The 21,643-nt window shown below is 69.6% G+C and carries 24 protein-coding genes and 2 pseudogenes; 11 read left to right on the top strand and 15 right to left on the bottom strand.

From position 1 onward, the window contains the following. Nucleotides 1-22: 22 nt before the first annotated feature. From ACQPWU_RS57460 to ACQPWU_RS57440, 5 genes are all read right to left on the bottom strand, one after another. Complete coding sequence (locus ACQPWU_RS57460) at nt 23-1,162, bottom strand: hypothetical protein (RefSeq protein WP_433435510.1); 1,140 nt, start codon at nt 1,160-1,162, stop codon at nt 23-25. A 160-nt stretch (nt 1,163-1,322) separates the two neighbouring features. Beyond that, entirely contained in the window at nt 1,323-3,113 is a 1,791-nt protein-coding gene (locus ACQPWU_RS57455) for an FtsX-like permease family protein (protein WP_433435509.1), read from the bottom strand. Nucleotides 3,114-3,117: 4 nt separating this feature from the next. Beyond that, complete coding sequence (locus tag ACQPWU_RS57450; RefSeq protein ID WP_433435508.1) at nt 3,118-3,858, bottom strand: ABC transporter ATP-binding protein; 741 nt, start codon at nt 3,856-3,858, stop codon at nt 3,118-3,120. Further along, nucleotides 3,855-4,367, bottom strand: coding sequence for a PadR family transcriptional regulator (locus ACQPWU_RS57445; protein ID WP_433445552.1), 513 nt, complete (start codon nt 4,365-4,367; stop codon nt 3,855-3,857). Before ACQPWU_RS57445 ends, ACQPWU_RS57450 begins: the two co-directional genes overlap by 4 nt. Nucleotides 4,368-4,718: 351 nt before the next feature. After that, nucleotides 4,719-5,501, bottom strand: coding sequence for an SDR family NAD(P)-dependent oxidoreductase (locus ACQPWU_RS57440; RefSeq protein WP_433435507.1), 783 nt, complete (start codon nt 5,499-5,501; stop codon nt 4,719-4,721). A 110-nt stretch (nt 5,502-5,611) separates the two neighbouring features. On the opposite strand from ACQPWU_RS57440, the gene ACQPWU_RS57435 reads away from it, so the two are divergent. Both ACQPWU_RS57435 and ACQPWU_RS57430 read left to right on the top strand, forming a co-directional pair. Continuing rightward, complete coding sequence (locus ACQPWU_RS57435; protein ID WP_433435506.1) at nt 5,612-6,019, top strand: winged helix-turn-helix transcriptional regulator; 408 nt, start codon at nt 5,612-5,614, stop codon at nt 6,017-6,019. A 326-nt stretch (nt 6,020-6,345) separates the two neighbouring features. Further along, entirely contained in the window at nt 6,346-6,759 is a 414-nt protein-coding gene (locus ACQPWU_RS57430; RefSeq protein WP_433435505.1) for a VOC family protein, read from the top strand. Between the two features lie 242 nt (nt 6,760-7,001). On the opposite strand, the gene ACQPWU_RS57425 is transcribed toward ACQPWU_RS57430, so the two are convergent. Further along, on the bottom strand, nt 7,002-7,559 hold the full coding sequence (locus ACQPWU_RS57425) for a TetR/AcrR family transcriptional regulator C-terminal domain-containing protein (RefSeq protein WP_433435504.1): 558 nt from the start codon (nt 7,557-7,559) through the stop codon (nt 7,002-7,004). Between the two features lie 87 nt (nt 7,560-7,646). Between ACQPWU_RS57425 and ACQPWU_RS57420 the strand changes: the two genes are divergently transcribed. Then, the gene (locus tag ACQPWU_RS57420) at nt 7,647-8,846 is read left to right on the top strand and encodes an FAD-dependent oxidoreductase (protein ID WP_433435503.1); all 1,200 of its coding nucleotides are present in this window, start codon (nt 7,647-7,649) and stop codon (nt 8,844-8,846) included. A gap of 4 nt (nt 8,847-8,850) precedes the next feature. Beyond that, nucleotides 8,851-9,699: an alpha/beta fold hydrolase gene (locus ACQPWU_RS57415; RefSeq protein ID WP_433435502.1), complete on the top strand. Its 849-nt coding sequence runs from the start codon at nt 8,851-8,853 to the stop codon at nt 9,697-9,699. Between the two features lie 675 nt (nt 9,700-10,374). Here the strand turns inward: ACQPWU_RS57415 and ACQPWU_RS57410 are convergent. Then, nucleotides 10,375-10,449, bottom strand: a pseudogene (locus ACQPWU_RS57410) (helix-turn-helix domain-containing protein); the annotation flags it as partial. A gap of 171 nt (nt 10,450-10,620) precedes the next feature. Then, complete coding sequence (locus ACQPWU_RS57405; RefSeq protein ID WP_433435501.1) at nt 10,621-10,953, bottom strand: ArsR/SmtB family transcription factor; 333 nt, start codon at nt 10,951-10,953, stop codon at nt 10,621-10,623. Between the two features lie 67 nt (nt 10,954-11,020). Here ACQPWU_RS57405 and ACQPWU_RS57400 point away from each other — a divergent pair, with 67 nt between their 5' ends. After that, nucleotides 11,021-11,788 (top strand): SDR family oxidoreductase, encoded by a 768-nt coding sequence (locus ACQPWU_RS57400; protein WP_433435500.1) that lies wholly within the window; start codon nt 11,021-11,023, stop codon nt 11,786-11,788. 3 nt (nt 11,789-11,791) lie between these two features. On the opposite strand, the gene ACQPWU_RS57395 is transcribed toward ACQPWU_RS57400, so the two are convergent. After that, nucleotides 11,792-12,001 (bottom strand): hypothetical protein, encoded by a 210-nt coding sequence (locus ACQPWU_RS57395; protein WP_433435499.1) that lies wholly within the window; start codon nt 11,999-12,001, stop codon nt 11,792-11,794. Nucleotides 12,002-12,115: 114 nt separating this feature from the next. Between ACQPWU_RS57395 and ACQPWU_RS57390 the strand changes: the two genes are divergently transcribed. Both ACQPWU_RS57390 and ACQPWU_RS57385 read left to right on the top strand, forming a co-directional pair. After that, nucleotides 12,116-13,270, top strand: a complete 1,155-nt coding sequence (locus ACQPWU_RS57390) for a sensor histidine kinase (protein ID WP_433435498.1) — start codon at nt 12,116-12,118, stop codon at nt 13,268-13,270. Beyond that, a complete protein-coding gene (locus ACQPWU_RS57385) occupies nt 13,267-13,926 on the top strand; it encodes a response regulator (RefSeq protein WP_433435497.1) in 660 nt (219 codons plus the stop codon). Before ACQPWU_RS57390 ends, ACQPWU_RS57385 begins: the two co-directional genes overlap by 4 nt. Before the next feature lie 278 nt (nt 13,927-14,204). Here the strand turns inward: ACQPWU_RS57385 and ACQPWU_RS57380 are convergent, their stop codons facing one another. Continuing rightward, nucleotides 14,205-14,552: a hypothetical protein gene (locus ACQPWU_RS57380; RefSeq protein ID WP_433435496.1), complete on the bottom strand. Its 348-nt coding sequence runs from the start codon at nt 14,550-14,552 to the stop codon at nt 14,205-14,207. A 173-nt stretch (nt 14,553-14,725) separates the two neighbouring features. Between ACQPWU_RS57380 and ACQPWU_RS57375 the strand changes: the two genes are divergently transcribed. Next, nucleotides 14,726-15,127 carry a hypothetical protein gene (locus ACQPWU_RS57375; RefSeq protein WP_433435495.1) on the top strand — a complete coding sequence of 134 codons (402 nt, stop codon included), beginning with the start codon at nt 14,726-14,728 and terminating at the stop codon, nt 15,125-15,127. Here the strand turns inward: ACQPWU_RS57375 and ACQPWU_RS57370 are convergent. Both ACQPWU_RS57370 and ACQPWU_RS57365 read right to left on the bottom strand, forming a co-directional pair. Next, nucleotides 15,115-15,532: pseudogene (locus ACQPWU_RS57370) on the bottom strand (aldo/keto reductase). The gene ACQPWU_RS57375 and the pseudogene ACQPWU_RS57370 sit on opposite strands and share 13 nt — an antisense overlap. 56 nt (nt 15,533-15,588) lie before the next feature. Then, the gene (locus ACQPWU_RS57365) at nt 15,589-16,035 is read right to left on the bottom strand and encodes a VOC family protein (protein ID WP_433435494.1); all 447 of its coding nucleotides are present in this window, start codon (nt 16,033-16,035) and stop codon (nt 15,589-15,591) included. A gap of 76 nt (nt 16,036-16,111) precedes the next feature. Between ACQPWU_RS57365 and ACQPWU_RS57360 the strand changes: the two genes are divergently transcribed. Beyond that, the gene (locus ACQPWU_RS57360) at nt 16,112-16,774 is read left to right on the top strand and encodes a TetR/AcrR family transcriptional regulator (protein ID WP_433435493.1); all 663 of its coding nucleotides are present in this window, start codon (nt 16,112-16,114) and stop codon (nt 16,772-16,774) included. Nucleotides 16,775-17,246: 472 nt separating this feature from the next. Here ACQPWU_RS57360 and ACQPWU_RS57355 read toward each other — a convergent pair whose 3' ends face one another. Both ACQPWU_RS57355 and ACQPWU_RS57350 read right to left on the bottom strand, forming a co-directional pair. Next, nucleotides 17,247-17,891 carry a response regulator gene (locus ACQPWU_RS57355; protein WP_433435492.1) on the bottom strand — a complete coding sequence of 215 codons (645 nt, stop codon included), beginning with the start codon at nt 17,889-17,891 and terminating at the stop codon, nt 17,247-17,249. Further along, entirely contained in the window at nt 17,888-19,015 is a 1,128-nt protein-coding gene (locus ACQPWU_RS57350; RefSeq protein ID WP_433435491.1) for a sensor histidine kinase, read from the bottom strand. Before ACQPWU_RS57350 ends, ACQPWU_RS57355 begins: the two co-directional genes overlap by 4 nt. Nucleotides 19,016-19,127: 112 nt before the next feature. Between ACQPWU_RS57350 and lgt the strand changes: the two genes are divergently transcribed. Both lgt and ACQPWU_RS57340 read left to right on the top strand, forming a co-directional pair. Beyond that, the gene (gene lgt / locus ACQPWU_RS57345; protein ID WP_433435490.1) at nt 19,128-19,946 is read left to right on the top strand and encodes a prolipoprotein diacylglyceryl transferase; all 819 of its coding nucleotides are present in this window, start codon (nt 19,128-19,130) and stop codon (nt 19,944-19,946) included. A gap of 363 nt (nt 19,947-20,309) precedes the next feature. Beyond that, the gene (locus ACQPWU_RS57340; protein ID WP_433435489.1) at nt 20,310-20,717 is read left to right on the top strand and encodes a hypothetical protein; all 408 of its coding nucleotides are present in this window, start codon (nt 20,310-20,312) and stop codon (nt 20,715-20,717) included. 195 nt (nt 20,718-20,912) lie between these two features. Here the strand turns inward: ACQPWU_RS57340 and ACQPWU_RS57335 are convergent, their stop codons facing one another. Then, nucleotides 20,913-21,254, bottom strand: a complete 342-nt coding sequence (locus tag ACQPWU_RS57335) for a hypothetical protein (protein WP_433435488.1) — start codon at nt 21,252-21,254, stop codon at nt 20,913-20,915. Nucleotides 21,255-21,643: the final 389 nt, after the last annotated feature.

The raw sequence follows: 21,643 nt of genomic DNA, 5'->3' as shown, positions 1-21,643 counted from the left end.
GCGACAAGGCACAGGACTCGGATCATGCCCGCTCGGCGTCGGCCGCGCTGGACAGGCCCGGCTCGGCAGTGACCGCGTTGGGCAGGAACAGCGCCCCGAGCGCCAGCCCGATCAGTCCGGCGACGACCGGCGCGCCGGTCCACAGCTCGGGCACGGTGGGCAGGCCGCCCCCTGTGGCCGAGGCGACCCCGATGTACAGCGACCAGGTGGCGAAGGCCGACAGCCCGGCGAAGGCCCAGTAGGCGGCGCGCCGCTCACCTGACGGCCGCAGCCGGCGGATCAGCAGATCGCTCACGACCCCGGCGGCCACGAACGACAACAGGATCGGCACGTTGCGGAACCCCGTCTGGGCGCCCGGCATGAGCACCATGATCGTGTACATGACGGTCACCGAGCCGAACGGCAACAGCCAGCGGCGCACCAGGAGCAGCACAGGGCTGAGCATGATGACGTTGGTGACGACCATCGCGGCGGCCACTCGATCGGCGCCCAGGGCGACAGGTCTGGGACCGGCGCCCCGCGGCGCGGCGCCCGAGTCCTGCGCCATGGAGAACGCCTGGACGATTGCCTGGGGCCGGTACTGCATGGCGTCGCCGTACGACAGGAACAGTGACACCAGCGTGGCGGCGAACGCGAGCCCGAGCAGCGCAGGCAGCAGGCGCCCGAGCGACGGCCGGGCGCCGACGTCGGGGGCGTTCCACGCCGAGCGCAGTGGTGTCGTGATGATGATCATCATCGTCACGACGAGGCCGAGGTGCGACGGGCTGAAAAAGATGTCAATGGTCGTCTCGATGCCGAGAATGGTGTGCCACATCATGTCGGCTAGTCCGAAGGCGGCGAACGCGGGAATCGCTACCAGCCCGGCGAGGTATCCGGTGGGGATGGCCGTCAGCCCCTGCCGTCCGGCGCGCACGTTGCGCCAAACCTGCCAGATGATCCAGCCGGAGACCACTGCGAAGCCGGAATAGAACACCGCGTGCCATGGGGTGAAGAACGTCTCCAGCTCCGCCAGGTTGCTGTGCGCCCAGGCGTCGATCATCAGTCCGACTCCGAACCAGATTCCGAGCAGCGCCATCACCAGATCTGTCCTGGGGGACACCCATCCGCGGGGTTCCCCCGTGTCCACCATGAGTCGCCGAATGCCGGTGGAGTCAGATGCCACTTCATGATTCCTTTCCGTAGATCAAATCGATTCATTCAGAGGTCTCTACGGGTCCGGCCGTCACTGACGTCGTCGATTCGATACAGCGGGTGTCGCGGTCGTTGTGCCGGCCTCGGTCCGCTGAGTGCAGCTGCTGCCGATGCCTGCTGAACTGGGCCGGTCAGGCTGTTTCGGCGCTGAGGGTCTGCGCCACGGGCCGTCTGGCCGCCAGGCGTGCGGGCAGGGCGGTGAGCGCCGCCGTCGCCAGGAGAGTCGCGAGCGCGGCGCCGAGCAGCCAGGAGGAGGGGGCCTCCGCCGCATTCGGGGCGGCGAAGAGCGAGAGCAGGCCGCCGCCCAGAGGGACGCCGATGACGGCGCCGGGCAGGGCGGGCAGGAGTTGGGCGGTGGACAGTCCCGCGGTGATCTGTCCGGGGGTGGCGCCGAGTGTACGTGCGATGGCCATGTTCGCCCGGGCCTCTATGGCTGTGGTCCAGGTGAGCGTGATGGTGTTCACGACGGCGAGTGCGATCAGCAGGATGGTGACGGTGAGCATCAACTGGCGGTCGTGCTCGCCCCGCAGGTTGGGCAGGGTGAAGGAGCCGTCCAGACCGTAGCCTCTCTCCGGCTGGGCGTAGAGGGTCAGCAGGGCGACGATCGCGATCACTGTGGTGGCGGTGGAGCACGCCTGCAGCACGGCGCGGCCCGGCCGGCGAGCGGTCAGCCGCAGCCCGAGCAGCAGCGGCGTGGGCAGCAGCGACGACAGCGCGGTCAGCCAGGGTCGGTGACGGGGCTGGTGCGCGGTGGCGGCCAGCGCCGTGACGGTCGCCGTACGCATGGCCCGCAGCGTAGGGCGCAGCGTGGACAGCACCGCCACCGCCACGGCCAGGACGGTCGCCGTGGCAACGGTGGCGCCAACCGGTCCGGTGGCGTCGCCGATCCGGCTGGCGGTGGGGCTGGCGATGGCGGGTACGGTCAGGCGGGCGATCACCAGTCCCAGCGCGTCGCCGGCCAGCGCCAGCGCCAGGTACTCGGTGAACAGGACGGCGGCGATCAGGCCGGGAGTGGCGCCGACGGCCTTGAGCAGTCCCGCCCGGCGCGTCTGCTCGACGGCGCGTCCCGCGGCCAGCGCCGCCACCCCGGTGATGGCCAGGAAGCTGAGCAGCCAGCTACCGACGACCAGGATCGGCTGGCTGTTCTTGAGGATGACCATGTCCTGCTCGGCCTTGAACTGCCAGGAGTGGAAGTTGATCCTGGTGGTGGAGATGTCATGGGCGTCGCGGAAGGCCTGGGTGGCGGCGGGGTCGCGCAGCTTGAGGTCCAGGGCCATGGTCACCGGGAGATCTCGGGACGCGGCCAGTGTCCGGGCATCTGATCGGGTCATCCAGGCCAGGCCGGTGTAGTCGTCGGGGCCGCCGCCCGGGCCGATCTGCGCCGCCCAGGGGTAGATGGAGGTGGCCGCGGTGACGGCGATCCCGACGACGGGGTACGACCGGCCGGCGATGGTGACGTGGTCGCCGACGCTGATGCCCAGCGCGGTGGCGAAGCCGCGTTCGAGGACCGTGCCGCCCGGGCGTACCCAATGACCCGAGGTCACCAGCGGCCGGTTGACCGTGCCGGGCGTCTCTGCGAAGCCGTGCACCACCACCGGGGAGGAGGTGGAATCGCGCGTGGTGAGGTCGGCGTAGACGATGCGATAGGGGCCATGGTGGGCGATGACTTCGGGAGCGTTCGCCAGCGAGGCCAGGGCCGGGGCCACTGCGGGACCCGGGTCGGGGGCCAGCGCCACCACGTCCGGCCCGGCGGTGGCCGCCCGGGTCTGCTCATACAGCGCCTCGCTCACGCCGCGCAGGGACAGGCCCAGTGCCATCGTGGCGGTGGCCACGGTCACCGCGAGCAGGAGCATCGCGGCCTGGACCTTGTGCCGGCGCACGTCAGCCAGCACCAGGCGGACGACGAGCACGATGGAGCCCATGGCTTCAGTCCTCCAGCCCGATCAGCCCGCCGAGCCCGCGCGTGTAGGAGCCGGCCAGCCGGGTGTCGTCGACGAACATCCCGTCGCGCATCGAGATCAGCCGGTCCGCGCTGGCCGCCACCCGTTCGTCGTGCGTGACGACCACGAGGGTCTGCCCTGCCGAACGCAGATCCTCGAAGAGCCTCAGCACGTCGAGGGTCGCCGCGGTGTCGAGGTTGCCGGTCGGCTCGTCGGCCAGGACGACCAGCGGCTCGTTGGCCAGCGCGCGGGCGATGGCGACCCGCTGACGCTGCCCGCCGGACAGCTGCGACGGCAGATGACGGGCACGGCCGGCGAGCCCGACCCGTTCCAGCAGCAGGCTCGTGCGCCGCCTGGCCTCACGCCGCGAGCGCCCGGCCAGCAGCACGGGCAGCTCCACGTTCTCGGCCGCCGACAGCTCCTCCACCAGATGGAAGGCCTGGAAGACGAACCCCACCGACCGGCGCCGCAGCCGCGCCAAGGCCCGCTCGCCCAGGGTGTCGACGCGCCGCCCGGCCAGCCACACCTCTCCACCGGTGGGCCGCTCCAGGCCACCCAGCAGGTGCAGCAGGGTCGATTTCCCGCAGCCGCTGGGCCCCATCACCGCCAGCATCTGCCCCTGCGGCACCTCCAGGTCGACCTCGTCGACCGCGCGGATGCGGCTCTGCCCCTGACCATGCTCCTTCACCAGGCCGCGGACCCCGACCACAGCACTCGACTCGTTCATGCACCCTCGGCTTCGTCATCGACCTTGGACCAGGCTCGCTCGCAGGCCTCCAACCAGCGCAGGTCCGCCTGCAACCGCAGCACGACCCCTTCCAGCAGCAGGCCGGCGGCCGATCCCACCGGCTCGGCCAGCGCCACGTGCTGCGCCTCACGCAAACGGCGCAGCAACTCACGGCGCTGCGCCGCCACCAGTTCCACCGGGTCGGCCAGCCGGGCCGCGGCAGCAGCGACGAGCTTGAGATGAAACTCCGCCAGGTCCGGTTTCGGCCAGCCCACCTCGGTCAGCCAAGCGGCCACCCGCTGCTGCCCGGCCGGCGTCAGCGCATAGACCTTGCGCTCCGGCCGCTCAGGCAGGCCATCCGCCCGTTCGCAGACAACGAGCCCCGCTTTCTCCAACCGGGACAACGTCACATAGATCTGACCGGGGTTCATCGACTCGCCCAGCGGGCCGAGACTCTGCTGCAGCCGAGCACGCAGGTGGTATCCGTGCGACGGTTCTTTGGCGAGCATCGCCAGCACTGCGTCTTGCACTCCACATCCCCTAACGGTTAGCCAATAGATAGCGGTTACCCATAAGAGGTGTCAAAATGCTACGCCTGGCGATCTCCTGAACTGGCCCGCCAGTAGCTGATGCATGGAGGCAGAGGCAGCGGGACGGACCGGTCGACCTGTCCGGCGAGGACGGTGAGCCCGCGTGGAAGGCGCCACGGTTCTCATAAACGGACCGTCTCCTGCGCGACAGTGCGTCTTAGCCGTAGGCATGTCGGCCATGGAGCCTCATCAGCGCATTCCCCCGAGTTGCGCCGCGACCTGGTCGACTTCATCAACCTGGAGCTTGAGCCGCACTCCCTGTTCTGAGGCTCACGAAGCCGTGGAAAACTGGGCCGGCAGGCCGTCCAGCAACTGGCTCAGCAGCGGGTATCCGCCGTCGACGGGGATCACCTGGCCGGTGACCGTGGCGAACGCGCCGTCCACGAGCGCGGCGATCGGGCGAGCCAGGTCCTGCGGCCGCAGCATCGTGCCGGTCACCGATCGGTCGCCGAAGTAGCGCCGGATCCCATCGGTGAACACCTCAGCGGTGGCATCGGTACCGACCGCGCCAGGGGCAACGGTATTGACGGTGATGCCGTCCCGTATGGCCTCGCCGGCGATCTGCTGGGCGAAGGCGTTCACGGCGGCCTTGGCCGTGGAGTGGGCCGCGCTGCCGATGATCAGCTCGGCTGCGGTGGCGGAGACGTAGACGATCCGGCCGGACCGCTGTTGGCGCATGATCGGCAGCACCCGCCGGGTCAGGTGGTAGACGCCGGCCAGTTCATCGCCGACCTTGGCAACGAACGCCTCCCACGGCACGTGCTCCAGCGGGCCGAACGGCGGCGCCGCGGTGTTGGCGTTGCCCACCAGCACGTCGATCCGCCCGTGCTCGGCGACTATCCGGTCCACCAGCGTGGTCACCTGGACCTCGTCGGTCACGTCGGCCTGGATCGCCTGCGCGGCGTCGATCTGCTTGGCCACCTGCTCTGCGGACTCGGCGTCGCGCAGATAGTTGACGATCACGTGATAGCCGAGCCGGCCCAACTCGAGCGCGGTCGCGGCCCCGATTCCCCGGCTGGCTCCGCTGACCAGCGCCACCTGCTTGCTGTTCATCTGTCTCTCCTGACTCGTCGTACGAAGACGCGAGAGACATTAGGTTTTGGGCTTACTCTTTGTAAGTACGTACCGTGAGGTAAGCCCGAGAGGTAGCAGTAGGGGAGCAGGTGGACGAGAGCGACGCCCGGTGGATCAGTGACACATTTCACAGCGACTGTCCCGGACGGGAGGTGATGGAACATGTCACCGGACGGTGGGTGCCGCTGATCCTGGCCGCCCTGACGCCTGGGCCGATGCGCTTCTTCGAGCTGAGCCAGCGCATCGACGGCATCAGCGAGAAGATGCTCTCCGCCAAGCTGCGGACCCTGGTCCGCGATGGGCTGGTAGAGCGCACCGTGGTGCCGACCACCCCGCCGCAGGTCAGCTATGAGCTGACCGAGTTGGGCCAAGGCCTGTCCCGCCCGTTCGCTCAACTGGTCCGTTGGATTTCGGCGCACACCACCGAGGTCATCGCGGCCCAGCAGCGCTATGACGACAGCGCGAATCGTGCGGGTCAGGTGGTTCTGAGTCCGTAATGCAGATCGCGGCGATCCCATCCGGCATCATCCGCTCGCTGCTGCTCGAACCGTGGTGAACGCTGCAAGATCGGCGTCTTCACCGGCATTGATACGCGCGACTCCGCGAGCCTGGCACGCGCACACCGGGAACTCGCCCGCATCCGGGCCACGGTCCCGATGCCGCCACCGATGGACTGGCAGGTGGCCGAGAAGTCTCTCGCCGACCGTTCCCGGAGTCATCGGCGCGCTCGGAGCAGCGCGCTGGTTACAACGGTCGCGGATCGAGCAGAACGGGTGGACGGATCCAGTTCGAGCGGTCCCAATGCACTCATCGAGGAGGCGAAGTGTCTGGCCGGCCACGGATGACGCTGACAGCTACTGTGCTCGACTCAGCCGACGCCGCGCAATTGGCGGGTTTCTATCAGCGGTTGCTCGGGTGGGAGGTGCGGCAGGAGGAGCCGGACTGGGTGGTGATCTGCCCGCCGCACGGCGGGGCCGGGCTGTCGTTCCAGACCGAGCGGGCCTACATCAGGCCGGTGTGGCCGGCCGGTCCCAGCGAACCACCGATGATGATGCATCTCGACATCGAGGTGGACGACCTCAAGACCGCCGGTGAGCACGCGATCGCCACCGGGGCGACCCTCGCGGACTACCAGCCCCAGGACGACGTCCGCGTTTACCTCGACCCGGACGGCCACCCGTTCTGCCTGTATACGCCGGCGCGCCCAGTCAGTTCCCAGCCTGTCACACCGGCTTAGACACCGAGTTCGATCGCGGCCAGGGACGGCCTCTGTGGAGTGCGCGTGACCGCGATCGGGTCCGCGGCACGGTGCGTGACGTGTTCAGCGACGTCACGTTTCCATGAGGACGTTCAGGGTGGGCAGGGGACCGCCGGGGAACTGCTGCAACCGCCCGCCGACGGCGCCGTGCGCGGGTCGGCGCCAAGGACGCCGGGGGTGAGGGTGTTGCCCGCAGGACAATGCCTCTGAGCTGCGGTGACTTAGTTCCGGCTCACGGCGGACGCGCGTACGCCGGTCAGGATCAGTTCGAGGCCGTCGCGGAAGGCGCGGTCGCGTTGCTCTCGCGGCCAGCCGTCGGCGCCGATCTTGCGGGCCTGTTCCTCGACCGTGAAGCCGTTGACGTAGGCCAGGACGGTGTCCACGGCGAGGACCGCCGTCTCGGACGGGACGCCTCCGGCGGCCAGGGCGGCGATGAGACCGTGGAAGGTGGCGATCGCATCGCCGCCCGGGTGGTGGAAACTGGCGATCAGGCGCGCGCCGTCGCGATGGGCCAGCATGATCTCGCGCATGCCGGTCGCGACGTCACGTAGTTGCTCGTCCCAGGCCCCGCCGGGAGGCGGGGCGGCGTCGGCCGGCGGCGTGGCCAGGTAGGCGACCATGGCGTCCAGCAGCGCCTGCTTACTGGGGTAATGCCGGTACAGGGCGCTCGCCCGCACACCGAGCCGGCTCGCCAGCAAGCGCATGGTGAGACCGTCCAGGCCGACCTCGTCGAGCAGCTCGATCGCCGCCTGAAGCACCTGCGCGCGTCGATGCCCCATCGTTTCCTCCCCGATTGACAGATCGGCACTTCTCATGTGAACAATGTACACGTGAACGTTGTTCACCTGGAATGGAGGATGAGGCGAATGACCGAGCGGAACCTCGCACGGGTGCTGGTGATCGGGGCGGGAATCGGCGGGCTGACGCTCGCCCACGCGCTCGTCCGTACCGGCATCGACGTGCGCGTGTACGAGGCCGATGACGGCACCGGCGATCGACCCCAGGGCTACCGGATCGGGCTGGCGTCTGCCGGAATGGAGGGGTTACGCGCGAGCCTGCCGAGGCGGCTCTACGAGCTGGTCGAGGCCACCAGCGGCAGCCTCACCGGGCCCGGTCTGCTGTTCGACGAACAGCTCACCGTGCTCCACCGCGACCTGGAGGGACCTCCGGCGGACTCCAGGGCGATGGACCGGCAGGTGCTGCGGCGGATTCTGCTCGGCGGGCTGAAGGATCGGGTCGCGTACGGCAAGCGACTGACGGGCTTCGCGGAGCGAACGGACGGTACCGTGACCGCGCGCTTCGCCGACGGCACGGAGGCGACGGGCGAGGTGCTGGTCGGCGCCGATGGCGGGAACTCCGTGGTGCGGCGGCACCTGGCGCCCGAGGTCGGCCTCGTCGCCGCGGACCTGTGCGGGGCGATGGGACGCACCCCCGGCACAGACCGCTTCCTGCGGCTGGTGCCAGGACGCGGCACGATGGTGAAGGGGCCGGGGATCACGCTGATGCTGGGGCGCATGCACTTCGGCACCGAGCCGTCGGCGGCCGCCGCCGAGCTCGCCCCCGAACTCGACATGCCGTACCGCGACAGTTACGTGCGATGGGTGCTGTTGGTGCCGCCGGAGCACCCTGCGGCCGCCGATCCCCAGCGTGGCCGGCGGGACGCGCGCGAGCTGGTGCTGGAGCTCATCGACGGCTGGCATCCCGATCTGCGGGACCTGGTGCGCTCCGCCGACATGAGCGCCGTCGGCCGCTCCATGGTCTACGACCGGCCGATGCCGTCCTGGCCGGTGGGCCGGGTCACGCTGCTCGGCGACGCGGCCCACCTGACTCTGGCCAGCGGCGGAAACGGCGCGACCACGGCGATAAACGACGCCGTACGGCTGAGCGCGCGCCTGGCCGAGGTCCGGCACGGCGAACGCGGCCTGGCTTCGGCCCTTGAGGAGTACCAGGCCGACCTGCTCGACCGCGGGAACGCGGCGGTGGAGTTCGGCAAGGAAGCACTGAAGAGGTTCGTCCCGGCGGCGGAAACCGCGGACGCGCGCCCGGCCACAGCCGACGAGAGGTGACGCAGTGAGCGAATACAGCAAGGGCCGGGTCCGTTCCACAGACGGGACCACGATCGGCTACCGGCTCTATGGCAACGGCCCCGGACTGATCCTCCTGCACGGCGGAATGCTGGCGTCGCAGCATCTCACGAAGCTCGCCGACGCGATGGCGGCCGAATACACCGTGTACGTGCCCGACCGGCGTGGACGCGGGCTCAGCGGAGGACACGGCGATGACTTCCATGTGACACGTGAGGTCGAGGACGTACAGGCGCTCGTCACGGCGACCGGAGCGTCGAAGATCTTCGGCCTGAGTTCGGGCGCGCTCGTCGCGCTGCGCACTGCCCTCGTCAGCCCCACGCTCGACCGGGTCGCCCTGTACGAGCCTCCCCTGTCCGTCGACGGCTCGGTACCGGTGGACTGGCTGCCGCGCTATGAGCGGGAGGTCGCCGCCGGCAGACTCACCGCCGCGCTGATCACGATTTTCAAGGGCCTGAGGACCGAGCCGGTGGCGAACTGGACTCCGCGATCCGTGCTCCTGCCGCTGGGGACGATCGGCTCGCGCCTGCTGCGCGAGTCCTCGGGCGATGACGTATCGATCATGGAGCTCATACCGACGGAGTATTTCGACATGCAGATCATACGGGAGCTGGCCGACACCGCGCAGGACTACACGGAGCTGCGGGCGCGGGTACTGCTGCTCGGCGGGTCGAAGAGCCCGGCGTACTTTTCCGTCGCACTGGAGAAACTCGCGGCCGTTCTCCCCCACGCGCGGAGGATGACCCTCAAGGGTCTCGGGCACTCGGGGCCGGAGAACGACGGAGACCCCGTCCTCGTCGCCCAGGCTCTACGCGAGTTCTTCGACGAACAGTGAAGAAGTGGGCTCAGCCGCATCTCTCCCCGGCTACGCCAACAGCGTGGTGCGCTCGGCCGGTTACCCCTTATTCGCTTGGGGTGCGGCCTGCGAGGTGACGGCTGAATGGCCGTGACGGCGATCTCGGGCATGTAGTGCCCGCTGTTCTTGGCGGTGCGCAGCTTGCTGCGGCTGGACAGGCGGAGCCACTTGCGCTGGCCCGCGGTCCATGCCTGCTCCAGGCGCGGCCCGTAGGTGGGGATGGCCGCGAGGTACTGCTTGCCGTGCCGTATCACCTCGACCGGGATGTTGCCGGCGGAACGGACCTTGCCGTCGGTGATGACGAGCTTCTCCGGGTTCTGTCCCTGGAAGATCGCGAGGTTCTGGGCGCGCACCTCGGATCTAGGCTGGTGAGAGGCCGGATGCAGCGTTCTGATCAGCCGATCAGCAGTTCTAAACGAGGTTGATCATGCTTCGGGGAGCCTCAGCAGCTGTGATGCGGGCGGAGTACACCCGGTAGGCCTTGCGCGCGGCCGGGTCGGTGCCGTCGACGAGGGCGACACTTTGCTCCAGGGCGGCGCGGTGAAGGGCAAGCGGGGCCGCGAGGCGCGCCGAGCGGTCCTGGCCACGGCGGATGATCTGCCCGGTCCCAGTAGTCCTGTAGGAAGAACCACCGGATATGGCCCTGACCTGAGGCTACGCGCTCCTGTTGAGGTGTCGGTAGATGGTGGGGCGGGTGACGCCGAATTCATCGACGATCTGTTGGACGGTGTAGCGGCGCTTGCCGTCCTCTCACCGGCGCCGATCCGCACAGCGAGAAGGGCGTCGACTGCCCCGGTGAGCTGCCCTCCGCCAGCGACCCGCTGTTGGTGGAACGGGCGCGCAAGGCGAAGGAGGCGCTCGGCGAGAACCATGAAGTGTGAATTCGAAGCCAGACATAGATCAGCTGCCTGGCGGTAGGGCACGTTCGAGAGCGGAGGGCCCTGATGGGGAGCCGGGGTTGGTGTTGGCGAGCAAGGTCAGGCTGGTGACGAGGCTGGCGGCCTCGGGGGAGGCGAGCCGGTAGCGGACGACGCGTCCGAAACGGTGGGAGGTCACCAGTCCGGCCGAACGCAGTACGGCCAGATGGTTCGACATGTTCGGCTGGGTGACGCCCATGCGGCCGGTCAGCTCGCCCACGGAAGCGTCTCCCTCGGCGAGCGTCTGCAACACGGCAAGCCGGACTGTGCAGCTCAACGCACGCCCGATTGCGGAGAGCCGGTCGTTGCTATCCATCAGTGTCAGATGATACCTTCCGCTACATATCAGTGTTGAGTGATGTATTTGTGCGGGAAGGCAGGTTATGGTCAGGAATGCCGTCGTCACAGGTGCCGGCAAGGGCATCGGGCTGGCCATAGTCACCGCGTTACGCGACGAGGGATACCGGGTCGTGGCGGGAGCACGGACGATCAGCTCCGAACTCAGACAGGTCACCCCGTTCGCTGTCTCTGTGGACCTCCGCACTCCCAGCGGGCCCGCTCACCTCATCGACACGGCCATGGCCGAACTCGGCGGCATCGACCTGCTGGTCAACAACGTCGCCGGCACCACCGGCCCGCACCCGGGCGGGTTCCTGTCCATCTCCGACGACGACTGGCAGCACGCCCTCGACCTGACCCTGCTCAGTGCCGTACGAGCCAGCAGGGCCGCGCTACCCAGCATCGTCGAGCGCAAGGGCCACATCATCAACATCGGTTCGGTCAACGCCCGCCGCCCGGCGGCCCATCTGACGGACATCTCCGCTGCCAAAGCGGCTCTGGCCAGCCTGGGCAAGGCCCTCGCCGAGGAGTTCGGCCCCCAGAGTGTCAGAGTCAACACCATCTCGCCCGGACCAGTACGTACCGCGGTGTGGACCGAGCCGGGCAGTACCGGGGACGCGCTCGCGAAGAAGGCCGGCATCTCGCGCGAAGAGCTGCTTGACTCCCTTCCCGCCGCCCTTGGGATGTCCACCGGGCACATCACCGAACCGGCGGAGATCGCTGCCCTGGTCGTGTTCCTGGCCTCCGGGAAGGCGCCCAACATCAACGGCTCCGACCTCGTCATCGACGGTGGCCTGCGCAAAGAGTGGTAGCGGTCAGGACAGCAGGCCCGCGCGGTCGTCATCGGGCAGATCGGGGATCTCGCCGAGCCGGCGCAGGCCATCAGCGGGTGCAGAGGCGGAGATGGCGTAACGGCCCAGGAAGTTGAGGTGGGCGTGACCGATCGGGGACAGCCCGTCGCATCCCTGGCGTTCTCGGCGTGGCCGCGGCGCACCGGCCGCGCTAGCTCGTGAAGGAATCGTCATGCGACTGTTGAAGCAACTCGTGCCCGTCGCGGCGCTCGCCCTCGCCGGCTGGCGCGGCAACCTGGACGCTCGCCGGCGCGGCGCCCGGTCCGGCGAGCCCGCTAGGCTCGCTCGATGATCGATCTCCGTCGCGTCAAGGACCTGTGGCGGCGGTGTGATGTCACGGTCCGGGATTCTCCGTTCGCGCTGCTGCTCACCGTCGCGTCACTCCTGCCGGCGTTCCAAGGCCACGGGACGCAGATCGGCGACCTCCCGGCCCGCCCCTACGACGCGCTGGCCGTCGTGGTGGTCGCCCTCGAGTGCCTCCCGCTCGCCGTGCGCCGACGGTGGCCGGCCGTCAGTCTCGTCCTGGTGTCGCTCGGCTTCGCCCTCGACCAGCTCTTCGCCTATCACGCGTTAGCGGGCACCGCGCTCCCCATCGCGCTCATCAGCGCGGGCGCCCACCTGGAGCGCCACCGGCGCGTCACCGTGACCCTTCTCTCCGCTGCGTACCTGCCGCTGATGGTCGCGCTCGACCGGCTCGGCTCGCACGAGGGGCCGGCCGATATCGCACTGTTCTACCTGGCGCTGGTCCTCGCGTGGGGCATCGGGACCTGGCTGCGCTCCACCCGGGCCGCCGAGGTCGAACGCCGCCGCCACGTCGCCGAGGCCACCCGCGCCGCCGAACGCACCCGCATCGCCCGCGAACTCCACGACGTCGTGACCCACCACGTGACGGCGATGGTCGTGCAGGCCGAGGCGGCGCGCTACCTGACCGCCGCGCCCGATCGCCTCGACGCGACCCTGAGCGCCGTCACCGACACCGGCCGGCGGGCCATCACCGACCTGCGGCACATGCTCGACCTGCTCAACCCCGACCACGACACCGACGCCAGGACGCCGTCCATCAGCGAGCTCCACACGCTCGTGGAGCACACCCGCCGGGCCGGGCAGCCGGTGGAGTTCACCGAGGAGGGCAGTGCGGCGGAATCGGCGGGCAGTGCCGAGTTCGTGGCCTATAGGGTCGTGCAGGAGGCCCTGACGAACGCCCTCAAATACGCCCACGGCAGCCCCACCGCGGTCCGGGTGCGCTACGGCGAGAAGGAGATCAGCGTGGAGGTCGGCACCGACGGCTCCGGCTCCCGGACCGCCTCTCCCGGCGGGAGCGGGCGGGGCCTGGCCGGGCTCCGCGAGCGGGTCGACGCCCTGGGCGGCGAGTTCAGCGCCGACCGGCAGCCGGGAGGCGGCTTCCTCGTACGGGCCCGCATCCCCGCGGGGAGCCCGTCGTGAACCCGCCGGTCCGGGTCCTGATCTGCGACGACCAGGCGCTGATCCGCACCGGCTTCGCGACGATCATCGACGCGCAGCCCGACCTCGAGGTGGTGGGCGAGTGCGGGGATGGTCGTGCCGCGGTCGACCTCGCCCGCCGGCTGAACCCGGACATAGTGGTGATGGACGTACGGATGCCGGTGCTCGACGGCATCGAGGCGACCCGCCTGCTGGCCGGCGCGGGGGTGGCCGATCCGGTCAAGGTGCTCGTGGTGACGACGTTCAACCTGGATGAGTACGTGTACGAGGCGTTGCGTGCGGGAGCGAGCGGGTTCCTGCTCAAGGATGCCCCGCCGGCGCAGTTGATGCATGGCATCCGCACTGTCGCGGCTGGTGCCGCGTTGCTGGCGCCGGAGGTGACGCGGCAGCTCGTCGGCAGGTACGCGTCGCGGATCCGCCCCGCCGAGGACACACCGGACGAGGTCGCGCTGACTCCGCGCGAGCTGGAGGTGCTGCGCCTCATCGCCGACGGCCTGTCCAACAGCGAGATCGCCGCGATGTTGGTGATCAGCCAGGAGACCGTCAAGACGTACGTGTCGCGCATCCTCACCAAGCTCGACCTGCGTGACCGTGTGCAGGCGGTGGTCTACGCCTACCGCAAGGGCCTGGTGACTTGAGAGACACCGCCCAGGCTCGCAGCGCGAGACGGTATCCCGCTCGAAAACCCGGTTTCGGGCTGTGAGCTGGGGTTTGCTGGCGCCCAGGACGGCCCGGCACCCGTCAGCGGGTCCTCCTCGGGGACGACACCGTCGCGACCTCCGAAGGACCTCGTCGAGACCCGGTGACGATGTGCGGGGCACCGTCGCTGCGGCAGATTGAGCCGGGTGAACACCTCTCATCCAGGAAACCGCCGTATGGTCGTGCCAGTCCTGATCATCGGGGTCTGGTCGGTGAGCTATCTGGTTCTCGGCCTGCTCTGGGCTCTCGGGGGGCCCGGATATCCGTTTGACGCAGGCCGCGCGGGCGCCGGCAACACCCTGCTCGACCCCGTTCCGGCGGCGGTCGGCGGGAGCGTGCTGGTGGTCGTCGGCGTCGCCGTGCTCGCCGCCAGGGGCCCGCTCAACCGGGCCCCCGCCGTCGTGGCCGTCGTGGCCGGCGTCGGTCTGGCGGTGGTCCTGCCCGACGTACGCAGCATGATGACCGCGGGGTACCTGCCGGTGATGCTGGCCGCCGCGCTCGCCGGCCAGGCCGAGTTCTCGATGATCGCGAGCATGCTGACCTGGCCGAGCGTCAACCTGCTCATCCTGACGGCAGTCGGCGTCAGCCTGATGGTCCTGGGAATGCTGGGCGCTCCTCGGAGGGCCCAGGCGGTCCTTCAGCGCCGCCGGCGCGCTCAGGATCGGGCGGTACGCGACAGCCGTCGCGGTCGCCGTCCCCGTCGTCTATGCCGTCACTCGCTTTGGCTGGCTCCTGGGCGTGCCCGTCGGCATCAGCGACGAGTTCCTGACCTACATCGCCGAGATCACCCCAATCGGCGCCGGTCTCGGCACTCTCGGTCTCATCGGTGCGGGCCTGACCGTCGGTCTGGTCCAGCCCTGGGGTGAGATCTGGCCGCGCTGGGTGCCGTTCCTGCGCGGGCGGCCGGTTCTGGCGCGTTTCCCGGCCTACTCGGCGCCGGCTGTCTCCCTCCCCATCACGTCCGCTGGGCTGATGTACGTGCGCAAGAAGCTCAGCGGCGAGCAGGTCGGTCCGGCAGGGGCGGGCGACGAACTGGGCGCCTGGTTGCCGGAGATGTTGTGGCCGCTGTGGGGCGCGGCCCTGGCGGTGGCCGCGCTGGCGTACCTCAGCAGGCGAGGGCACCTCGCTCACGGACGTTGACAATAATGGTGGGTGTGAAGGAGCCCCCGTTCCCGGACCGCGTCGTCAAGCGCGCGCATGGTCTCCTCGATCGGCGTGTCACGGTCCCACATGTGCACCCAGTACACGTCCACGTAGTCAGTGCGCAGCCGGCGCAGGCTGGTCTCCAGCGACGCCCGCAGGTTCTTGCGGTGGTTCCCCGCGGCGTTGGGGTCGGCGCGATCACGCGACACGGTGTACTTCGTGCCGAGCACGAACGACTCTCGCCGGCCCCTCCAGCAGTTCGCCGAGTATCTGTTCGCTGGCCCCGTCACGGTAGTTGACGGCGGTGTCGATCATGTTGCCGCCGGCCTCGGCGTACAGGTCGAGCATCTGCCGGCACTCCGGCAGCGGCGCGCCGACCGCGCCCTGCTCGCCGAAGGTCATGGCGCCCAGGATCAGCTCGGAGACCCGCAGGCCGGTCGCGCCCAGAGTGCGGTACCTCATGCCGTCGCCGACCCGCTGAACAGTTCCGCGGCCCGGGAGACGATCTCGTCGTGCGGCACGTCGCGGATGTGCTGGTCCAGCGCCCAGCGGTGCCCGAACGGGTCGAGCAACTGGCCGGTGCGCTCGCCCCAGAAAGCGTCGTGCACCGGCTCGAAGACCGTGGCTCCAGCCTCCAGCGCCCGCGCCCAGGCCGCTTCGACGTCAGGGACCGGTACGTGAAGGGCGGCGGAGGTGCCGCCGAGGGCGGCCGGTGAACGCATGCCCAGCGCGGGCATCTCCCCGGCCACCGCCAGGACGGTGTCGCCGAGCAGGAGGTCGACCGTCAGCGTGCGGCCGTCGGGAAGCGTGATGCGGTTCGTCTCCCGCGCGCCCAGAGCCTCGGCGTACCACGTGGCGGCCTGGTCCGGGTCGGTGACGACCAGGTGGATCGCTATCTGCGTCATAATCGATTACCATACACACTGTATGGACAAATCGTCTATACAGTGTGTCCGTACAGGCGGTCATATGCTGGGGCGCATGTCTGCTAAGCGCACCGCGCGCTCCGCCCGCCGATCCGGCGCGGCGCCGGCCTCCGCCGAGCTGCGGGAGCGCATCCTGTCGGCGACGCGCGAGCTGCTGCAGGAGTGCCGCTTCGACGCCCTGAGCGTGGCCGACATCCTGGTGGCCGCCGAGGTCTCCCGGGCCAGCTTCTACTTCTACTTCCCGAGCAAGCAAGCCGTGCTCGGCGAGCTGGTGCGCGAGGCCGTGGCGCAGGGGCAGCAGGCGGCGGAACCCTGGATCGACGGGCAGCACGACCCGGCCGCCGCGCTCCGGGCCGGTGTGAGCGACGGCGCCCGGCTGTGGCGCGCCAACGCGGGAGTCCTCATGGCGATCGTGGAGAGCTGGGGCTCCGACGAGGGGCTGCGAGCGCTGTGGCTCGAACAGATGGACCTGTTCACCGAGGCCGCCGCGGCCCGCATCCGATCCGACCCCGACGCGCTCCGGCAGCTCGGCGACGTGGACGTGCGCGCCGTGGCCGCCTCGCTGACCTGGCTGGGGGAACGGCTCTACTACCTCGCCGCGGCGGGGGTGCCGCCCTTCGACGACGAGAAGGTCCTCATCGACGTCCTCACCAACGCCTGGATGTCGCTGCTCTACGGCCACGCCGTCACCGGCCCGCGGTCACCTTCGGAGCGGTGAGGGTCTCCACAGGCGGCCGAGGCGGAACCGGGCCGCGCAGTGCGCTGCCGGGCTGGCCGCTCACCGCTCCTGACTGCACAAGCATGCGCCTTCCTGTCCCGAGCGCGTAGGCGGCTGGCCTTCGTGAAGCCCAAGGGCCAATCCCGCCCCCGCTGATCCCACCCCCCGGGTCCAGCAGGCTGAACGGGAGGCCGCGGTGGAGCGGTGGCAGGACTATGACCTTGTCTGGTGCCACGAGGACTGCCGCCCCATAGACGCCGGCCAGGACCGGGATGAATGGAAGGAACTCCTCCGCCTGGCCGAAGTCGAGAAAGATGCCCGTGTCCACGACGCCCGTCACACCGCGGCGACACTCTCGACCGAAGCAGCGGCTCGCATGGGCCGGGCTCTCTGGGGATACGGCTCGCTTCTCGAACGCTCCGCGAGCGGCCGGCGGGTCCCGTTGCCGCCCGGTGTGGGGCTTGCGTAACTCCTAGCCGCCAAGGCGGATGATCCCCCGCGTGGCCGCCACGGTCACGGCGGCGGTGCGGTCGTCGACGTCGAGCTTGGCGAAGATGTGCAGCAGGTGGGTCTTGACCGTGGCCTCGCTGATGCACAGGTGGGCGGCAATGGCCTTGTTGCTCATCCCCTGGGCGACCGCGCCCAGAACCTCGATCTCCCGGCCGCTGAGGGCGCCGGGCGCGTCGGCGCGCGCCCACGACAACACCCGGGTCGCGATCGCCGGCGACAGGGCGCTCTCCCCTCGGGCCGCCGCCCTGATGGCGTCGAACAACTGCTCACGGTGGGTGTCCTTGAGCAGGTAGCCGATCGCTCCGGCGTCGATGGCACGGGAGATGTCGCTGTCGGTGTCATAGGTGGTCAGGACGATCACCCTGGCGCCGGGGTCGTGCTCGCGGATCCGGCTGATCGCTGTCGCGCCGTCGAGCTCGGGCATCTGCAGGTCCATCAGCGTGACATCCGGCCGCAGGTCACACGCCAGCCGTACCGCGTCCGAGCCTGAGACCGCCTCGCCGACCACCTGCAGATCGTCCTGGGTGCCGAGCATCGCCCGGATGCCGTCACGGACCACCGGGTGGTCGTCGGCGATCAGGACCCGGATCGCGCCCCGCGCGGTCATCGCACCATTACCGGGAGGCTGGCCACGATCGTGGTGCCCTCCCCGGACGCGCTTTCCACGAGGAGCGTGCCGCCGAGCTGCTGCATCCGCTCAAGCATGATCAGCAGGCCGTGGCCGGCGGCGGCCCGCTCGGGATCGAAGCCGTCGCCGTCGTCGTGGACATCCAGCACGACCAGGTCCTCCATGTACGACAGGGTCAGGGTGACCTGCTCGGCATGGGCGTGGCGGCGAGCGTTGGCGACCGCCTCCTGCGCCACCCGCAGCAGCTCCACCTGGACGTGCGCGTCCAGGGGCCGCAGCGCCCCGGTGATCACGGTGTGCGCGTCGATGCCGGTCTCGTCGGACAGCCGGCCCGACAGCCGCCGCAGCGCCTCCGGCAGGCCGCCGTCGTCGAGCTCGCCGGGCCGCAGCGCCCGCACCACGCGGCGGCTTTCCGCGAGGTTCTCCCTGGCCGCCCGCAACGCCTGCGTCAGGTGCCGGTCGTCCGGCAACCGCTCCTGCGCCGCCTCCAGCAGCATCACCACGCTGGCGAACCCCTGGGTCAGGCTGTCGTGGATGTCGCGAGCCAGCCGCTGCCGCTCGGCGGCCACGCCCGCCTGCCGTTCGGCCGCCGCCCGCGCCTCCTGGGCGGCCTGCAACTGGTCGATCAGCTCCTTGCGCTCGGCGCTCTGCCGGGCCACCGAATAGAAGTACCCGACCGAGGTGGCCGCGCTGATCGCGATCAGCGCGGTGATGGCGATCTCGGTCCAGGTGATCGACCCGCCTTCGTGGTAGCTGTGCCACAACCAGCCCCCGGCGCACGACAGCACCGCGACCAGCCCGACGCGCACGGCGTCCATGCAGTACGGGACGAGCACGCTCAGGCAGACCACCAGGAAGGACGAGTCGATCGCGAACAGCCCCAGCCAGAGCAACCCGCCGCCGACCACGTACGGCAGGGGCACTTCACCCGCGGGAGGTGTGCGAAGCACGAACCACACCGCATACCAGGCGGCCAGCCCGGCCACGAGCGCCACCGGCAGGACCTGACCCACCTCCATCAGCGGCCCGGCCGAGGTCAGCACCAGCCACGAGACGAAGAAGGCGTGCTGCCACCGGCGCCGGGACCGCTCCCAGGACTCCACAGCACCGACGATAATCAGCCACCCGCCGCTCCGGCATCAACCAGTCGACTGACCCGGCGATCGGTGTACCGCTCGATGTGCGCGCAGCCGCACCGGAGCAAGACTCGACGGTGTGACAGCCATCCCCAGTCCGTCCCAAGCCGTCTGGTACCTCGGCCCGCTGCCCATCCGCGCCTATTCCCTGCTCATGGTGCTCGCCGTCGCCGTCGGCATCTGGGTCACCCAACGCCGCTGGACGGCCCGCGGCGGCGAGCGTGGCGTAATAGGGGACATCGCCACATGGGCCGTGCCGTTCGGCCTGATCGGTGCGCGGATCTACCACGTGGCCACAGACTGGCAGCGCTACTTCGGCCCCGGCAAGGACCCCCTGCGCGCCTTCGCGATCTGGGAGGGCGGGATCAGCATCTGGGGCGCCGTCGCCGGCGGCGCGTTCGGCGCGTGGCTGGCCTGCCGCCGGCGCGGCATTCCACTGCGCGACTTCGCCGACGCCGTCGCACCCGGGATCGCACTCGGGCAGGCGATCGCCCGCTGGGGCAATTGGTTCAACCAGGAGTTGTACGGCAGACCGACCACCCTGCCCTGGGCGCTCGAGATCGACCTCGCCCACCGACCGCCGGGCATGGAATCCACGGCCACCTACCACCCGGCCTTCCTTTACGAGTCGTTGTGGAACCTGGGTGTGGCCGGGCTCGTCCTCTGGGCCGAGCGGCGCTTCCGGCTGGACCGTGGCCGGGTGTTCGCCCTGTACGCCGCGGCCTACACCACCGGCCGCGCCTGGATCGAGTGGCTGCGCATGGACCCCGCCCCTCTCATCCTGGGGCTGCGCTTCAACGTCTGGACCGCGCTGCTGGTCTTCGGGGCGGCGGTCGCCTACCTGACCGCCACCAGCCAGACGCAGACCACTGACCCCCGGCCTGCGGGACGAGGTTGAACGGGTTCCGCGTATGTTCCGGATCAACCTGCCGGTGCGCACGGTCAGAGAGTTCTCGTCCGACCTGCGCCTAGCGGTACACGCTCGAGCGCCGTCCAGAGCATCGGCTGTTGCCTGCGCCCTCAAGGGACAGCGACGTGCAAGCCAGATGACAGTGCCGCTTGAGAGGCTCCGACCAGGAAATCCCGTAGCGACGCGCCGACGAGGGCGCGGCTCCGGCGTGATGGGAGTTTTGGACATCTTGCGCGCAAGCCCATGGGGGAGGACAAGGCAAGAATGAGCGACAACTCGGGACGTCAGCAGGTGACCTTCCGACCTCGTCTACGACGGCGGATGGTCACATGTGTCGCTCCCATCGCGATCATGACTGCAGGTGCTGGTGTGTGGGGCGCATGGAAACTCACCCTGAGCGGTCTGCCGTTGCTTGGCCTGATGGCGGGGGGACTCGTGGTGGGCGGCGCCTTGGCCGTCCGCAATGCCATGGTCGGCGTCACCGTCGCTCCTGGCGAAGTAGTGATCGTAAATGGCCGCAAGACCATTCGGATACCTGTTGAGAAGCTTGAGGGCTTCGACTGGGGAGATTACGGTCTCGTTGCCGTATGGGACGACAATGGCGGCAGGCAGGTGACCCCGGTCGCGGCGTTCAACAAGATCGCCAACCCTATGGCCGACCTCGAGCACGGCCATGAGGTCTGGGAGCAGTTGAAAGACTTGTCCAGGAAGCCGGTACGGCGTCCGCAGCGACCACGGCCGCGCAGGCGGCTGAACTGAGTGTACGCGCCCGGCGCGAAGGCCAGTCCCTTGCCATCGCACCTCACGTTCTTGTGCTCGGCGAACAGGGTGCCGTCGAGGGCGGTCGCGAGGTCGTTCACCTCCTCGGCGTGCAGGGCGGCCAGCGTGCAGGGCGGGAAGGTTCCGCACTAGCCACTCGAAGGTGCCGGGCAGGTCGGCCCAGCCCTCCGGGGTCTACTCCGCGTCGGTGTCGATCAGCCGCCAGCGGGCACGCTCCAACTCTTCCTGGCCGAGGCGGTCGCGGACGTGGGCCAGGACCGCGGAACGGAACACGAGCACTGGCTGGTCGGTGCGCTGCTCCAGCAGTGAGAGGCCCTCGATCCGGGCGATCAGCCCCCTGGAACCGGGATCAGCAAGGTCCGTACGGGACGGGGGCCGCTCGGCGATGCGCGCGGCCACGCCAGCGGCTGACTCCCCTGCCACCTCTGGCTGAGGATCGCCGCGTGGGGCCAGGTCCAGGGCCGGCGGCCAGCCGCCGGTCAGCTCCGCTTGCGCTTTCGAGACCTCGTTCAGCACCTCGCCCGGCTCCTGCAGGAACAACGCTGTCGCGCAGCCCCCGAAAGGCAGCCGAGCCTCGACATGCCACCCCGCAAGCGATCACGGTGCTGCGCTGGCTTGGCGGCGAGAACAGCCTCATGATCGATTACCTGCCGAAGCCCCGCAGGACAACTGGCTGCCGGTGAGAGTCGTCGGGGCGGTGCCGCGTCACTCCGCCCCCGGCAACCTCTCCTGCCCTGACCTTGCGGGTGCGAATATTCATCCGTGCAGGTCGAAGACCTGATTGACGCCATCAAGGTCGCCTGTGGGGTGCGGAAAGTGGGTCAGTGAAGCTGACCTGCAGGTTGATGGCCGAAGCACGGTGAGGTAGCGGTCATCCTGGCTGCTTGTGTTCTGGTCCTTCCTCC

The sequence above is a fragment of the Nonomuraea sp. CA-141351 genome (genome assembly GCF_050944675.1).
GTDB lineage: Bacteria > Actinomycetota > Actinomycetes > Streptosporangiales > Streptosporangiaceae > Nonomuraea.
Note: the sequence above shows the minus strand (reverse complement) of the source record. Positions and strands in the feature narration are given on the sequence as shown.

Coding starts and splice junctions, on each gene's coding strand:
- ACQPWU_RS57455 (WP_433435509.1), bottom strand. CDS start 3,113: ATGGGCTCCATCGTGCTCGTCGTCCGCCTGGTGCTGGCTGACGTGCGC.
- ACQPWU_RS57450 (WP_433435508.1), bottom strand. CDS start 3,858: ATGAACGAGTCGAGTGCTGTGGTCGGGGTCCGCGGCCTGGTGAAGGAG.
- ACQPWU_RS57445 (WP_433445552.1), bottom strand. CDS start 4,367: ATGCTCGCCAAAGAACCGTCGCACGGATACCACCTGCGTGCTCGGCTG.
- ACQPWU_RS57440 (WP_433435507.1), bottom strand. CDS start 5,501: ATGAACAGCAAGCAGGTGGCGCTGGTCAGCGGAGCCAGCCGGGGAATC.
- ACQPWU_RS57425 (WP_433435504.1), bottom strand. CDS start 7,559: ATGGGGCATCGACGCGCGCAGGTGCTTCAGGCGGCGATCGAGCTGCTC.
- ACQPWU_RS57420 (WP_433435503.1), top strand. CDS start 7,647: ATGACCGAGCGGAACCTCGCACGGGTGCTGGTGATCGGGGCGGGAATC.
- ACQPWU_RS57405 (WP_433435501.1), bottom strand. CDS start 10,953: ATGGATAGCAACGACCGGCTCTCCGCAATCGGGCGTGCGTTGAGCTGC.
- ACQPWU_RS57400 (WP_433435500.1), top strand. CDS start 11,021: ATGGTCAGGAATGCCGTCGTCACAGGTGCCGGCAAGGGCATCGGGCTG.
- ACQPWU_RS57395 (WP_433435499.1), bottom strand. CDS start 12,001: ATGACGATTCCTTCACGAGCTAGCGCGGCCGGTGCGCCGCGGCCACGC.
- ACQPWU_RS57390 (WP_433435498.1), top strand. CDS start 12,116: ATGATCGATCTCCGTCGCGTCAAGGACCTGTGGCGGCGGTGTGATGTC.
- ACQPWU_RS57380 (WP_433435496.1), bottom strand. CDS start 14,552: ATGAGCAGGTTGACGCTCGGCCAGGTCAGCATGCTCGCGATCATCGAG.
- ACQPWU_RS57365 (WP_433435494.1), bottom strand. CDS start 16,035: ATGACGCAGATAGCGATCCACCTGGTCGTCACCGACCCGGACCAGGCC.
- ACQPWU_RS57360 (WP_433435493.1), top strand. CDS start 16,112: ATGTCTGCTAAGCGCACCGCGCGCTCCGCCCGCCGATCCGGCGCGGCG.
- ACQPWU_RS57355 (WP_433435492.1), bottom strand. CDS start 17,891: ATGACCGCGCGGGGCGCGATCCGGGTCCTGATCGCCGACGACCACCCG.
- ACQPWU_RS57340 (WP_433435489.1), top strand. CDS start 20,310: ATGACTGCAGGTGCTGGTGTGTGGGGCGCATGGAAACTCACCCTGAGC.